This window comes from Myxococcus sp. AB025B (assembly GCF_006518215.1).
GTDB classification, from domain to species: domain Bacteria; phylum Myxococcota; class Myxococcia; order Myxococcales; family Myxococcaceae; genus Myxococcus; species Myxococcus fulvus.
This window is the reverse complement of record NZ_SRLW01000013.1, coordinates 1-13,967: the sequence shown is the minus strand read 5'-3', so window position 1 is coordinate 13,967 and position 13,967 is coordinate 1. Positions and strand designations below refer to the sequence as shown.

At 71.8% G+C, this 13,967-nt stretch carries 11 protein-coding genes; 5 read left to right on the top strand and 6 right to left on the bottom strand.

Features of this window, described 5'->3' with window-relative positions; genetic code table 11:
* The first annotated feature begins 45 nt into the window (after positions 1 to 45).
* The gene (locus FL311_RS03680; protein WP_141323474.1) at positions 46 to 759 is read left to right on the top strand and encodes an esterase family protein; all 714 of its coding nucleotides are present in this window, start codon (positions 46 to 48) and stop codon (positions 757 to 759) included.
* Positions 760 to 781: 22 nt separating this feature from the next.
* Here the strand turns inward: FL311_RS03680 and FL311_RS03675 are convergent, their stop codons facing one another.
* From FL311_RS03675 to FL311_RS03660, 4 genes are all read right to left on the bottom strand, one after another.
* The gene (locus FL311_RS03675) at positions 782 to 2,200 is read right to left on the bottom strand and encodes an MATE family efflux transporter (protein WP_141323473.1); all 1,419 of its coding nucleotides are present in this window, start codon (positions 2,198 to 2,200) and stop codon (positions 782 to 784) included.
* 155 nt (positions 2,201 to 2,355) lie between these two features.
* Positions 2,356 to 4,473 carry a beta-propeller domain-containing protein gene (locus FL311_RS03670; protein WP_141323472.1) on the bottom strand — a complete coding sequence of 706 codons (2,118 nt, stop codon included), beginning with the start codon at positions 4,471 to 4,473 and terminating at the stop codon, positions 2,356 to 2,358.
* A 174-nt stretch (positions 4,474 to 4,647) separates the two neighbouring features.
* Positions 4,648 to 5,817 (bottom strand): TIGR02266 family protein, encoded by a 1,170-nt coding sequence (locus FL311_RS03665; protein ID WP_141323471.1) that lies wholly within the window; start codon positions 5,815 to 5,817, stop codon positions 4,648 to 4,650.
* A complete protein-coding gene (locus tag FL311_RS03660) occupies positions 5,817 to 7,646 on the bottom strand; it encodes an Hsp70 family protein (RefSeq protein ID WP_046716815.1) in 1,830 nt (609 codons plus the stop codon). Before FL311_RS03660 ends, FL311_RS03665 begins: the two co-directional genes overlap by 1 nt.
* Before the next feature lie 158 nt (positions 7,647 to 7,804).
* Between FL311_RS03660 and atpH the strand changes: the two genes are divergently transcribed.
* From atpH to atpA, 3 genes are all read left to right on the top strand, one after another.
* Positions 7,805 to 8,344, top strand: a complete 540-nt coding sequence (atpH, locus tag FL311_RS03655) for an ATP synthase F1 subunit delta (RefSeq protein ID WP_141323470.1) — start codon at positions 7,805 to 7,807, stop codon at positions 8,342 to 8,344.
* 199 nt (positions 8,345 to 8,543) lie between these two features.
* A complete protein-coding gene (locus tag FL311_RS03650; protein WP_228556656.1) occupies positions 8,544 to 9,980 on the top strand; it encodes a PAS domain-containing protein in 1,437 nt (478 codons plus the stop codon).
* A 200-nt stretch (positions 9,981 to 10,180) separates the two neighbouring features.
* Positions 10,181 to 11,728, top strand: a complete 1,548-nt coding sequence (atpA, locus tag FL311_RS03645; RefSeq protein WP_141323468.1) for a F0F1 ATP synthase subunit alpha — start codon at positions 10,181 to 10,183, stop codon at positions 11,726 to 11,728.
* 282 nt (positions 11,729 to 12,010) lie between these two features.
* Here the strand turns inward: atpA and FL311_RS03640 are convergent, their stop codons facing one another.
* On the bottom strand, positions 12,011 to 12,535 hold the full coding sequence (locus tag FL311_RS03640; protein WP_141323467.1) for a hypothetical protein: 525 nt from the start codon (positions 12,533 to 12,535) through the stop codon (positions 12,011 to 12,013).
* A gap of 94 nt (positions 12,536 to 12,629) precedes the next feature.
* Positions 12,630 to 13,478, bottom strand: a complete 849-nt coding sequence (locus tag FL311_RS03635; protein WP_141323466.1) for an HAD family hydrolase — start codon at positions 13,476 to 13,478, stop codon at positions 12,630 to 12,632.
* A 223-nt stretch (positions 13,479 to 13,701) separates the two neighbouring features.
* Between FL311_RS03635 and FL311_RS03630 the strand changes: the two genes are divergently transcribed.
* Positions 13,702 to 13,967: hypothetical protein (locus tag FL311_RS03630; protein WP_228556655.1), on the top strand; the 266-nt coding region annotated here is incomplete at its 3' end.

The window sequence follows — 13,967 nt, the reverse complement described above, 5'->3', positions numbered from 1 at the left end:
CTGACGTTGCCCGTCCTTGACGCGGCGCGGTTAAGCTCGCGCCCCATGAACCGCGAATACCACCGCTGGCATAGCGCGCGCCTGCATCGGGACATGGAGCTCCTGCTCTACGGCCACTCGGGAGAGCCCGTGCTGCTGCTGCCCACCAGTCGCGGCCGCTTCTTCCAGGCCGAGGACTTCGGCCTCATCGGCGCCATCGCCGACCGCGTCCAGTCCGGCCGCTACGTCATCGTGTGCCCGGACTCCGTGGACGAAGAGTCCTGGTTCAACAAGTCCGTGCACCCGCATGACCGCGTCGCCCGGCACCAGGAGTGGGAGCAATACCTGCTCAACGAGGTGGTGCCGCTGCTGATGAGCCGCAGCACCGGCGGGCGCCTCACCCTGGCCGGGTGCAGCTTCGGCGGCTTCCACACGTACAACGTGGGCCTGCGCCACCCGCACGTCTTCCGCCGGCTCATCTCCATGGGCGGCAAGTTCGAGACGGACGAGTTCCTCGACGGCCACCAGGACAACGACGTCTACTTCCACTCCGCCACGCAGTGGCTGCCCAACGTCCACGACAACAGCCAGCTCGCCGCGCTCCAGCGCGTGGAGATGGTGCTGGCGGTGGGCGAGCACGACTTCTGCCGCCCCTCCAACGAGCACCTCTCCAGCCTGTTGTGGAAGAAGGACATCGGCCACCAGCTCGCCATCTGGCAGGGCGGCAACCACGACTGGCCCGTCTGGCGGGAGATGCTTCAGCAGTACCTGCCCTGGTAGCCGGCGAGGACGCCGCGCCCGCTCACGACTCGAGCGGGCGCAGCGTGCCGGCGCTGATGCGGTTGAAGCGCCAGAGCAGCGACAGCGCCACCGCGATGAGCCCCGCGCACAGGCCCCACCAGATGCCCACCACGCCCAGCCCCAGCTTGAAGCCCAGCAGCAGCGTGAGCGGCAGGCCGATGGCGTAGTGCCCCACCATGTTCGCCAGGAACGTGAAGCGCGTGTCGCCCGCGCCGCGCAGCACACCCGCGCCCACGCCCTGCACCCCGTCGAACACCTGGAAGATGGCGCTCACCATCAGCAGGGGCACCACCAGCGGGAGCACGTCCTCGGGGGCGCCCGCCAGCCGGGCCAGGGCCCCGGGGAAGAGCGCGAACGCCAGCGCCCCCAGCGCCATGAAGCCCGCGCCGCCCGCGAAGGCGATGAAGCCGCTGAGCCGCGCCCGGGGCGTGTCGTGCGCGCCCACCGCCCAGCCCACCCGCACGCTCCCCGCGTTGCCGATGCCCATGGCCACCGTGAAGGTGACGCTCGAGTACGCGATGGCGATTTGATGCGCCCCCACGCTCGCGGGTCCCAGCCCCGCCGACAGCACGCCCGCCAGCGCGAAGACGCCAATCTCCGCGGCGATGTGCAGGCCGATGGGCACGCCCACCCGGGCCGCCTGGGCCAGGTCGCTCCACACGGGCCGACGCACGGGCCGCTCGCCCTCCGGCGCGGGCAGCTTCGCGATGGCCAGCACCACCACGCCCAGCTGCAACATCGTGCACAGCGTCGAGGCCAGCGCCGACCCGGCCACGCCCATCGCCGGCACGGCCCGCAGGGGGCCGAGGTACCCGGGCAGGTTCGCGCCGCCGAACACCAGCAGCACGTCCGCACCCAGGTTCAGCACGTTCGCCAGCACCGTCGCCACCACCAGCGGCCGCGTGTACGCGGTCGACTGGAGGTAGGAGCGCATCGTCAGGAAGGCCAGCATCAGCGGCAGGCTCGGCCCGCGCCACAGCAGGTAGTCCCAGACCCCCGCGATTTCCGTCTCGCCGATGCCCGCGAGCGGCAGGAGCAGGGGCGACAACATCAGCAGGCTGAACAGCAGCAGCCCGGCGAACAGCGACATCCAGCCGCCTTGCCACAACAGCCCCCGTGCCCTCGCCATGGCGCGCCCGCCCACCGCCTGGGACAGGAGCGGGTCGAACCCCATCATCAGCCCCATGCCGAAGCCGCTGACGGCGAAGAACAGGCCGTTGCCCAGCCCCACGGAGGCCAGCGCCGACGTGCCCGCCCGCCCCACCACCAGCGTGTCCACCAGCCCCATGAGCGACTGGCCGCCCTGGGCAATCGCGATGGGGATGGCCAGGCGAGAGAGCGCGCGCAGCTCCGCCAGGATGGCGGCGCGACGGGAGCCGGGCCGGGGCGACGACGAGGAGGGTGCGACGGCGGTGGACATGGCGGCCTCGGCCTATAGCGCCTTCCGCCATGGAATGCGCCAGCCGAGAGCGACGCCCCCGCGCTCCCTCTCCTGACCCCCTGGGGTGCCCACGAAACGAAGGGGCCCCGGGACCCACATCGTGTCCCGAGGCCCCGAGCCGTCACACCGGTGCCTCAGGGCACCGGCGCGTCGAAGTACGTGGTGGCCAGGGGCGTCTGGAGGGCCCCCACGTTGGCCACGCGGATGCCCGCGTCGGTGATGGCGTACACGAAGTCATCGGCCATCACACTGCGGCGCACCTCCGGCGCCCAGTACCAGCTCCAGTGCGGGTGCTCGAAGCGCTGGAACATGTCCCGCGCCGACACCGCGCCCACCGGCGTGAAGCCCGTGGCCGTGTCCACGCGGAACACGCGCAGCTCGCTGGTGAAGCCGGACCAGTAGTCGGGGCGGCTGTAGTCCCAGTCCACGAAGGGCACCGCCACCAGGCCCTTGGCCGCGAAGTAGTTGAACGCCTTGTGGTCGTGCAGGGCCTCGCTGTTGGAGCCGCTCGTCCCCATCCGGTGGGTGAAGGCCTCGCGGGGGTTGGCCAAATCGCTCACGTCGAACAGCGACAGCTTCAGCGCGCGGTTGCGCCAGCCGCCGTCCTCGTCGCGGTCCTCGCCGAAGGTGAGCAGGTGCGTGTCACCCAGCGGGTGGATGTACGTGGAGAAGCCCGGAATCTTCAGCTCGCCCACCTTGCGCGGGTGCGCCGGGTCGCTCAGGTCGAAGGTGAAGAGCGGGTCCGTCTGGCGGAAGGTCACGATGTAGCCCTTCTTGCCCACGAAGCGCGCGCTGAAGATGCGCTCGGTCGGGGCCAGGTCCTCGCTGCGCCCCAGTTCCTCCAGCCGCCCGTTCTTCGGGGCGAACGTCACCAGCCGGCTCACGGTGTCCGGGCCGCTGGTGGTGGGCGTCGACACGCCGTCACCATTGCCCTCCGTGCGCCACGTCGTCACCGTGGTGGCCACGCGCAGCACGCCCTCGTGCTCGTCCATGGCGAACTGGTTGACCAGCACTCCGGCCACCGAGCCGCTGCCCACGTACGTGGCGCGCGCCGGCTCACGGATGTCGAACTTGTGGATGTACGAGTGGTCGGACTGCTCCGCCACCTGCTGCCACCACCAGTGGTTGGCGGACAGGTACAGGGACTCCGTGGACGCGTACACCACGCCCGGCGCGGACACCACGCTGGTGCGGCCCAGCGGCGCGGCGCCCTCCACGGTGTCCAGGTCCAGCGACAGCACCGTCACGAAGCCCAGGCCCGTGGGCGCGTTGGCGTGGAAGAAGTCCGAGCAGGAGAAGGGCAGCGCGGTGGTGGTGCCATCCGCCGCCACCCGGCGACCGGGCTCCACCCAGTCCGCCAGCGTCTGGTCGCGGATGAGCTTCTCGTTCTTGACGATGAGCGCGTCGAGCGCCGCGTTCATCTTGTCGCGGTTCTCCAGCTCCCGGGAGTACTCGGGGTAGAAGCGCACGTCCGAGGGCCAGCGGAACTCGTCCGTCATCACCAGCCGCACGGCGCTGTCCACGCGGCGCGCGGTGAGGTAGCCGCCCGGCAGGAACACCTGCTGCTTCACCTGGGGCGACGCCAGGTCCGACACGTCCACCACCGTCACCTTCAGCGTGCCGCCCTGCATGTAGCCGCAGCGCGGGCCCGCGCAGTCGGGCAGGTCCATCATGGGCGCGGCGCCCCACACCGAGGGGCGACCGGGACGCTCCTCGTACACCTGCGACGCGATGACCAGCCGCTGGCGCTCCTTGTCGTAGAGCATCTCGCGCGGCTGGCCTTCGATGGCCAGCGACGACACGCGCGTGAGCTGGTCCGCGGGCCAGGAGCGGTTCACATACAGCTTGGAGCCGGACAGCACGAAGATGTGGTTGCCGTCGTTCTGCACGAAGTCCGCCTCGTGCACGCCGGCCACCTGGTTGTTGGTGCCCGTGTAGTCGTCGGGGCCGCGCGGCGCGCCAGCGCCACCGTTGTCCTCGGAGGGCATGGGCGCGCCCGTGGGAGGCGCCGCGCCGTCGCCGAACCACCACTGCAGACCGCGGGGCCGCATCGACTCCACCGACGCGCGCATCCGCTTGGTCGCCGTGTCCTCGATGTGCCGCTCCAGCGCCTCGCAGCCCTCGAAGGCATCCAGCCGCGCCTCCTGCGCCACCGGCTCGTTCTCCACCTGCGCGTACGTCTTCTCGTCGTCACAACCCACCGCAGCCACCGCCACCAGCCCCACCCATCCGTAGCGCTTCCATCGCCGCATGAGATTCCTCCCGGTTCGTGTCTGTTGGCCCCATCCGCGGCGCGAGCTGGAATCCCCCAGCCCGCCATGCCCGGATGACGGCACGGCCCGGGCGCGCTCTTGCCACCCCCGTGCCAGCAACCACGCTGACTCGGGACACCGGGATTTCCAGGGGCTTGCGGGCGCCAGGGCCTCTCAGAAACCTGAGGCGCGTGGAGTCCCCGTGGGGGGAAATCCGTGAGTCCGCGGCACGAAGCGGACGAACTGCTGCGTCAGCGCCGGGTCCATGCGCTCCAGGCGCAGGCCCATGCCCGCCGGTGCACGGAAGGCGCCGGGGGCGCGCGGCGGGTTGGCCCAGACGACGGTGGCCTCGGCCGAGCACGGTGAGCGCTGTCCGGCGAGCGACACCTTCAACGACAGCCGGGTGCCCTCGCGCGCCGGGGTGAGCGTGCGCACGAAGAGGGCCTCGGGGCTGGCGTCGTGGCTGAAGCCCGTCAGCGCGGCGCCGCCGGCCAGCGGGGCGAACTCCACCACGGTGAAGAAGGGCACGCGCTCGGCGGCCCGCAGGGGGACGCGGTCGGGCGTCAGCCGCGACAGCACGCGCCCGAGCAGCTCATCGGCGCCCAGGTGGCGCTTCTCCAGCAGCGGCGCGCCCGACAAGGCCTGCGCCCGGGCGAGCACCTCACCGGACTCCTCCGCGCGCGACAGGAGCACCAGCGGCTTCTTCGGGTTCGCGTCGCGCAGCCGCGCGGCCAGGGCCAGCGTCTCGCGCGGGGCCCGCGACACGTCGACGAGGAAGCCGTCGAGCTGCGCGCCGTGCTCGGCCGCGAGCGCCTCCGCGTCCTGCGCGTCGCGCGCGTAGAGGACGTGCAGGCCCTCCTGCTCCAGCGAGCCGCCCAGGAACGTGTGCAGGAAGCGGCCGCCCTCGACGAGCAGCACGCGGCGGCCCTTGGGAGGCCCCTCCTTCGCGCGCTCGCGGGCGCTGCGCACCGCCACCAGCTTGGCCTGCAGCGCCTCGAGCGCGACGGGCTTGGGCAGGAAGTCATCCGCGCCCGCGCGCCAGCAGTGCATCACCTCGTGCGGCTCGCCGGCGGAGGTGAACATGATGACGGGCACGTTGCGGCCCGCGGGGTGTGACTTCACCGCGCGGCACACCTCGTCGCCCTGCATGCGCTCCATGCGCAGGTCCATCAGGATGAGCATGGGCGCGCGGCGGGCCAGCTCCGCCAGACACGCCTCGCCGCCCTCCAGCGTCACCGGCTCGCAGCCCAGCCGGGCCAGGTGCAGCCGCACCACCTCGCGCGCCGTGCGCGAGTCGTCCACCACGAACACGGCTTCCCGCGTGGTGGAGCCGGGCGCGTTCATCAGGCCCGCGGCTCCTGCTTGCCGCCGGACAACAGCTGCGTGAGCTGCCGGGCGATGGCGGCGCACTTCGCCGCGTCCTTGCTGTCCAGCGCGGTGCGCCCGCCGTCGAGCAGCTTCTGGACCGTGCCCACCGCGGCCTCGGCCTCCGGGCTGGGGTTCTCCTGCGCGCTCTTCTGGAGCATCCGCGCCAGCTTCTCGCCGCGCTCCAGCAGCTTGCGGAACAGCTCCTCGGCACGCTTCGCGTCCACCACGCCCTGCGACTTCGCGTAGTTCGCCTGCTCCGCGCCCAGCTTCTCCGCCTCGCCGTGCGGCAGGCCCGCGCGCGCCTCCAGGCGCACCGTCTCCATGTTGCCCGTGGTCAGGTCCGTGGCCTTCACGGACAGGATGGCCTCACCGGACAGCTCGAAGACGACCTCCAGCGGCACGTCTCCGCGCGCGGCCACGTGCAGGTTCTTGAGCACCACCTCGCCCAGCTTGTGGTTCTCGTCCTGGAACTCGCTCTCGCCCTGGTACACGGGGATGCGCGCCTCGTGCTGGCCGGAGGTGCCGGGGAAGAAGATGTCGCGCGCGACGACGGGCACGCCCGTGTTCTTCGCGATGAGCCGCTTCACGCGCCCGCCCAGCACGCCCACGCCCAGGCTCTGGCTGGCCACGTCCAGCAGCAGCGCCTGACCGGACTGACGGAGCAATTCATCCGCCTGCACCGCGGCGCCCAGCGCCACGGCCTCGTCCGGGTGCACGTCCGTGGAGGGCTGCCGACCGAAGAAGTCCGCGACCAGCCGGCGCACCAGCGGCACGCGCGTCATGCCGCCCACCAGCAGCACCACGTCCACCGAGCGCGGGTCCATCTTCGCCTCGCGCATCACGCCCTCGCACACCTCCAGGCAGCGGCGCGACAGCGGCTCCGACAGCGTCTCGAAGAACGAGCGCGTGAGCACCGTCTCCAGCTCCGTCGTGCGCCCGCCCTTGCCCGAGTGGTCGCCCAGCCCCGTCACGGAGATGGTGGACTCCTCGTGCTCGGTGAGCTCGCGCTTGGCGGCCTCGGCGGCGACCTTCAGGCGCCTGAGGCTCTGCGCGTCCTGCGACACCACGTGGCGCAGCTCATCGTCCACCTGGGCCAGCAGCCACTGGACGATGCGCTGGTCGAAGTCCTCGCCGCCCAGCCGGGGGTCGCCGCCGGTGGCGCGCACCTCGAAGACGCCGGACTTCACGTCGAGGATGGACACATCGAAGGTGCCGCCGCCCAGGTCGAACACCAGCGCGTTGCCCTCGAAGCCACGCGACAGCCCGTACGCGAGCGCCGCCGCGGTGGGCTCGTTCACCAGCCGCACCACCTCCAGGCCCGCGATGGACGCCGCCTCGCGCGTGGCCTGGCGCTGGTTGTCGTCGAAGTTGGCGGGGACGGTGATGACACACTTGCTGACGGGGCGGCCGAAGTGCGCCTGCGCGTCCAGCGCCAGCTCGCCCAGAATCATCGCGGAGACCTGGGTGCAGGGCATCACCCGCCCGGCCAGCTTCACGCGCACGTCACCGGCGGGGCCCGCGACGAGCGGATAGGGCACCAGCGCCTTCGCCTGCTGCACCAGCTCCGGCGTGTAGCGTCGTCCGAGGAAGCGCTTGGTGGCCCAGACCACCGCGTCCGGATGCTCCTCCGCCAGCACCTGGGCCTGCTGGCCCACGACGCGCTCGCCGCTCTTGGTGACGCCGAGGACGGAGGGGGTCAGGCGGCCACCCGCGCGCGAGGGAATGAGGCGCGGCCGGCCATCTTCCACGGTGGCCACGGCGCTATTGGTGGTACCCAGGTCGATGCCGATGACGGGGTCGTGCATGGGGGGCGGTCGGGACCCCACGGTACGGGTCTTCCCGCCTCCTCGCCAAGCCCCCTCGCGTCGGACCTGCCCTCCGCCTGTCGCTTCCCTGCCCGCCCGGGCACGACGGCCGCGGGGGTGGACGGCCATGGGGCACCATGCTAAGGGCGCGACCCGTCATGGTGAACGTCTCCATCGCCCGCCGCTACGCCCGTGCCCTCCTCGACGTCTCGTCGGAGGCGGGCCGCATCGATGCCGTCGCCGAGCAGCTCACCACCTTCGCGGACATCCTCGCGAAGAACCCCGAGCTGGCGGACGTGCTGCACAACCCCGCGTACTCCCGCTCCCAGCGCGGCCAGGTCGTCGAAGGGGTGATGAAGCTCATCCCCGGGCTGGAGCCGGTGCTCGCCAACACCCTGCGCCTGCTGGTGGACCGCAACCGGCTGGTCTACGTGCCGGACATCGCCCGCGTGTTCCGCGACATGGCGGATGCCCGCGCCGGCCGCGTCCGCGGCAACGTCACCAGCGCCGCGGCCCTCCCGGCCGACACCCTGGCCCAGCTGCGCCAGACCCTGCAGCAGCTCACCCAGCGCGACGTCATCCTGGAGACCCGCGTGGACCCCAGCCTGCTCGGTGGCGTGTCCGCCCAGGTGGGCAGCATCCTCTACGACGGCAGCCTGCGCACCCAGCTGGACCAGATGCGCCGCGAGCTGAAGTAGCACCCGCCGTCCGGGGCGTGTGGCCGCATCCTCGCGGCCAACGCCCCAGGTCGTCCACGCACCCGGTAGTCCGGGGCAAACCGGCATTTCCAGCAGCCCTGGGACAGAGGTATACTCGGGGGAACACGGGGCAACCCCGGGTTTTCTGGACGACCTCAACATGCCGCAGTCCCTGTTTCACCCCCTTCCCGGTGGCCCGATGTTCGCCGTGGCCCCCGAGGAGGCCTGGCCCTTCCTCGGCGCGCTGCTGAACGCGACGGGTTGTGGCATCGCCCTGCTGGACAGGGAGCTCAGGCCCGTGTGGGTGAATGGCGCGCTGACGTCGCTGTCGGGGCTGGAGACCCGGGCCTATCTGGGGCGTCCCCTGGTGGACGTCTGGCCGAAGGTGGCCTTCTCGCTGGCCCCGCTGCTGGCGCAGGCCCTCTCGGGGGAGAACGTGGTGGAGGCGCCGCTGACGGGGGTGCTGGCCGCGGGCTCGGGCGAGAAGCACCTGCGGGTGGGCCTGTCCCCGGCGCACCAGGCCGGGGTGCTGGCGGGCGTGGTGCTGTGGGTGCGCGACGAGACGGAGCGCGTGCGCGAGGAGGCCCGGGTGCGCGAGCGCGAGGCGCACATGCGCAGCCTGGCCGACGTGGCCTGTGACGGGCACTTCCTGCATGAGAACGGCGTGGTGCTGGACGCCAACCGCGCGCTGGCGCACCTGTTGGGCCACGACTCGCCCCGGGAGTTGATCGGCCACCACCTGGTCGAATGGGTGGCGCCGGAGTACCGGCCCGCCGTCATGTCCGCGGTCGCCCGGGGCGTGGAGACGCCCTACGAGGTCATGTGCGTGCGGCGCGATGGCCAGCGCATCCCCTTGGAAGTGCTGGGGAAGTTCGTGACGTGGGAGGGCCGGCAGGTGCGGCTGGCCGCCATCTGGGACATCAGCGGGCGCAAGGCGGCGGAGGAGCGCGCCGAGCGCACCGAGCACTTCCGGGAGCAGCTGCTGGGCGTGGTGGGCCACGACCTGCGCTCCCCGCTGGAGAGCATCCAGTCCGGCACGAGCGCGCTGCAGCGGCTGGAGAACCTGGAGGAGCCCCAGCAGCGGCTGGTGGGGCACGTGGCCCAGGCCGCGCGGCGCATGGAGCGGATGATCCACGAGCTGCTCGACTTCACCCGGGCCCGGCTGTCCGGCGGGCTGCCGGTGCGCCCGGAGCCGCTGGTGCTGGACCGGCTGGTGGAGAAGGTCCTGGAGGAGCGGCGGCAGGTGCACCCGGGCCGCACGCTGCTGATGGAGACGCAGGGCGACCTGCGGGGCCACTGGGACGCGGGGCGCATCACCCAGCTGGCGGACACGCTGCTGGGCAGCGTGCTCCAGCACAGCCCGGAGCCCACCCCGGTGTGGCTCAAGCTGGTGGGCGCGGTGGGGGGCGTGACGCTGTCCATCCGCAACGACTCGCTGCTGGTGCCGCAGGAGGAGCACGCCACCCTCTTCGAGCCCTTCCGCCGGGGCCGCCCCGCCAGCGCCGAGGGCCTGGGTCTGGGCCTGTTCATCGCCCGGCAGGTGGCCGTGGCCCACGGGGGCCGGCTCACCGTGGAGTCCTCCCAGGGCGGAACGCGCTTCGTCGTCTGGCTGCCCCGCGAGTCCGCCGCCCGCTAGAGAGCGCCGCGAGGGCCCGCGCGCCCTCGCTCGGCCGGTGTGGGAGCGCCGGGACTTAAGGGGTTGATAATGCCCCGAGAGCCCCGAATGTCGTGCGCATTGCAGGGGCCGGGGGTGCGTGGTAAGGGGCCCCGACTTCTTAAGCTTTGGCGGACCCGAACCGACCCGGCCCGCCCCCTGTTCGAGGACGCAAAACGCCCATGGAAATCCGCGCCGACGAGATCAGCAGAATCATCCGGGAGCAGATCAAGGACTACGGCAAGAAGGTCACCGTCGCGGAGACGGGCACCGTGCTGTCCGTCGGCGACGGTATCGCGCGCATCTACGGCCTGGAGGGCGTGCTGGCCGGTGAGCTGGTGGAGTTCACCAACGGCGTGAAGGGCCTGGTCCTCAACCTCGAGGAGGACAACGTCGGCGTCGCCATCATGGGTGACTTCCAGACCATCCGCGAGGGCGACACCGTCAAGCGCACCCAGCAGATCGCCTCCGTGCCCGTGGGCAAGGGCCTGCTCGGCCGCGTGGTGGACCCGCTCGGCCAGCCCCTGGACGGCAAGGGCCCCATCGAGGCGACCGAGACGCGCCGCCTGGAGGTGAAGGCGCCCGGCATCGTGAAGCGCAAGAGCGTGCACGAGCCCCTGCAGACGGGCATCAAGGCGCTGGACGCGCTGGTGCCGGTGGGTCGTGGTCAGCGCGAGCTCATCATCGGTGACCGCCAGACGGGCAAGACGGCCGTCGCCATCGACACCATCATCAACCAGAAGGGCCTGAACGTTTACTGCATCTACGTGGCCATCGGTCAGAAGCAGTCGACCGTCGCCCAGGTCGTGGAGAAGCTCACCCGCTTCGGCGCCATGGAGTTCACCACGGTGGTGGCGGCGAACGCCTCCGACCCGGCCCCGATGCAGTTCTTCGCGCCGTACGCCGGCGTGGCCATGGGCGAGTACTTCCGCGACAACAAGATGCACGCCCTCATCATCTACGACGACCTGTCCAAGCAGGCCGTGGCGTACCGCCAGCTGTCGCTGCTCTTGCGCCGCCCGCCGGGCCGCGAGGCGTACCCGGGCGACGTGTTCTACGTGCACAGCCGCCTGCTGGAGCGCGCCGCCAAGCTGTCGGACGAGGAGGGCGCGGGCTCGCTCACCGCGCTGCCCATCATCGAGACGCAGGCCGGCGACGTGTCCGCCTACATCCCGACGAACGTCATCTCCATCACCGACGGGCAGATCTTCCTCGAGACGGACCTGTTCTTCTCCGGCGTCCGCCCGGCCATCAACGTCGGTCTGTCCGTGTCCCGCGTCGGATCCGCCGCGCAGATCAAGGCGATGAAGCAGGTCGCCGGCACCATGAAGCTGGACCTCGCGCAGTACCGCGAGCTGGCCGCCTTCGCCCAGTTCGGCTCGGACCTCGACAAGGCCACCCAGGAGACCCTGGCCCGTGGCGCGCGCATGGTGGAGCTGCTCAAGCAGGGCCAGTACGAGCCGCTCTCCGTCGAGCGTCAGGTCATGCAGATCTACGCCGCCACCAACCGCGACGACCCCAAGAAGCGCGGCTGGGTGCGCGACATCCCCGTCTCCGACGTGGTGCGCTGGATGCGTGAGTTCCTGGAGTTCGCGGACGGCAAGCACCCGAACGTCGCGAAGGACATCGCCTCCAAGCGCGAGCTGACCAACGACATCAAGGCGGCGCTGAACAAGGCCATCTCCGAGTTCAACGACGTCTTCCAGCCCACCCCGGGCGCGAAGGTCTAAGCAGCCTCAGGCCGCCAAGGCCCGACGCACCGAGCCCCGCGCTCCCTTCACCGGGAGGCGGGGCTTCGTGTTTCCGGGGGCGGCGGGGGCTCGTGGTCCGCGACTTCGCCGCGTCCTCGCCGCGCTGGTGCCTCGCGTCCGTGGTGCCGATGCCGCGGGCAGGGGGGTGCCTGGCGTGGTCGCGGTAACCTGCTGCTTCGCCTTGTCCTCGCGCGCTGGTGCCTGGCGTCCGTGGTGCCCACAGCGCGGACGCTGGAGTGCCTCGCGCGATGTGCTGAGCCGCTACTTCGCCCCCTCCGCGCGGGCCGGCACCTCGCGCACCGCGGTGCCGATGGACTCGCCCGTCCACTCGGGGTCCACGGGGATGATGAGGTAGCCGTCCTCGGCCTTGGGCGCGGGGCGGTCGTCGAGCGGCGGAGGGTCCCCGGCCTCGGGCGCGGGCACGTCCGTCCAGGAGATGAAGCGCGCCTCGAACTCGCGCACACGCTGGCCCCCCGCCAGCTTGCGCTCCACCGGGTGGGGCAGCAGCACCGCGTCCGCGCCCATCAGACACACGGTCTCCTGGAGGAGCTCCTTGCGGCCCTCCTCGCCCAGGTACTCGTTGGTCGTCATCGACAGCGTGCCCACCTCGGCGTAGGGCCTGGATGGCTCGCCCTGCTCGAAGACCTCGAACGCGCAGCCGGGCGCCTTCGCGGGACGCGTGACGGAGGCCTGCGGCCGGCTCACCACCGTCTGCGGCGAGGACGCGCACGCGGCCCCGAGCACCGCGGCGAAGAGGCACATCGACAGCGGACGACGCGGGCCCATGGACACCCCTGTTGCCGAATCGCGAGGACGCGGGGCATTCGAGGCCCCGCCTCCTGACTCAACGCGGCCTCCGGGCCCACCATATCGCGCGCGCTCAGCGCAGCCGGGGCAAGAGCGCGTGCAGGCTCTTGTCCACGCCGCCACGGGCGCCGAGCTGCTCGATGGCCTTCAGCTCGTACGGCAGCACGTTGTCGCGCGCGACCAGTTGCACGTGCGCGCCCAGGGCGGCCGGCAGCGCCAGGTCCAGCTCGTAGATGTCACCCGCCACCAGCGTCTGGTCCGGCCGCGTGCCGGTGGTGTCCCAGATGCGCTTGAGCGCCTCGAAGTAGCGGCCCCGGCGCAGGTACACCGGCCGGCGCAGCACCCCGTCCAGCGTCTGCGTCTCCGGCAGCGCGTCGAAGCGCGCGTCCGCCACGTCCGGCGGGTCCAACAGGAACTTGCGCGCGTCGCCGGACACCTTGAGCCGCTCGCGGCCCTTGGGGGCCAAGGTGTCGAGCTTCTTCACCACCAGCTCCGTGTGCGCGTTCGTCACCACCGTGACGGGCAGCCCCGTGGCGAGCAGCGCCTCCAGCACCTCCTTCGCCTCCGGCTTGAAGGCCGTGGCCGAGTGCACGTACGAGTCGCGATACAGCTTCTGCACCGCCTCCGAGCGCGTGGCCTCGTCCGTGCCCACCGACAGGCGCTGGAAGATGCGGTGCGCGGCCGTCGTCGCCGTCAGGTACGGGTCCGCCGTGGCGGGCGCCACCACCCTGCCGCCCAGGTTCCAGCCGAGGAGGTCCGCACCCGCGCGCAGCGCCGCGACTTCTTCCTCCCACGCCTGCTCCACGCCCTGCCCCAACGCGTGGGCCAGCCCGTCACGAAAGTGTGTCAGGAAGGGCGCGCTCTCCGTCGCCACGTCCGTGAAGGTCCCGTCGAAGTCCAGCACCACGCAAGCAATCGCCATCAGCCCACCGACTCCCGAAGTTGGAGGAAAGGGGCCGGATGACGCCCCGCCACGGCCCGCGAATCAAGCCCGTGACTCCGGTTTCCGCCCTGTAAACTTGAGGCCCCCCTGTAAATCGGTGGCAGGGCCGCCACCTTGAGGCCTACAGCGGGGGACTCGCTAGCCTTCGGGGGGCATGGAAGCGACACGGCGAAACGAGGCGGCGCGGTGGCGCCGGGCGTGGTTGCCCTGGGGTCTGCTGGCCGGAGCGTGCGTGCTGGGCGCGACGGGCGCCTGGGCGGGCTCGCGCTCCGTGTCGGCGCTGCACGAGCGCCGCGTCCAGCTGGAGCGCGAGGCGGCCGAGTCCGAGGCCCGCGTGGCGGAGCTCCAGGCCCTGCGCGAGGCCATGGCCCGGCGGCTGCGCGTGCTGGAGCAGCAACACCAGACGGCCCGCGAGGAGGCCCTCAGCGCGGCCGCCGCCTGCGCCGAGCCCCCCGCCGAGCCGCCCCC

Coding starts and splice junctions, on each gene's coding strand:
- FL311_RS03680 (WP_141323474.1), top strand. CDS start 46: ATGAACCGCGAATACCACCGCTGGCATAGCGCGCGCCTGCATCGGGAC.
- FL311_RS03675 (WP_141323473.1), bottom strand. CDS start 2,200: ATGTCCACCGCCGTCGCACCCTCCTCGTCGTCGCCCCGGCCCGGCTCC.
- FL311_RS03670 (WP_141323472.1), bottom strand. CDS start 4,473: ATGCGGCGATGGAAGCGCTACGGATGGGTGGGGCTGGTGGCGGTGGCT.
- FL311_RS03665 (WP_141323471.1), bottom strand. CDS start 5,817: ATGAACGCGCCCGGCTCCACCACGCGGGAAGCCGTGTTCGTGGTGGAC.
- FL311_RS03660 (WP_046716815.1), bottom strand. CDS start 7,646: ATGCACGACCCCGTCATCGGCATCGACCTGGGTACCACCAATAGCGCC.
- atpH (WP_141323470.1), top strand. CDS start 7,805: ATGGTGAACGTCTCCATCGCCCGCCGCTACGCCCGTGCCCTCCTCGAC.
- FL311_RS03650 (WP_228556656.1), top strand. CDS start 8,544: ATGTTCGCCGTGGCCCCCGAGGAGGCCTGGCCCTTCCTCGGCGCGCTG.
- atpA (WP_141323468.1), top strand. CDS start 10,181: ATGGAAATCCGCGCCGACGAGATCAGCAGAATCATCCGGGAGCAGATC.
- FL311_RS03640 (WP_141323467.1), bottom strand. CDS start 12,535: ATGGGCCCGCGTCGTCCGCTGTCGATGTGCCTCTTCGCCGCGGTGCTC.
- FL311_RS03635 (WP_141323466.1), bottom strand. CDS start 13,478: ATGGCGATTGCTTGCGTGGTGCTGGACTTCGACGGGACCTTCACGGAC.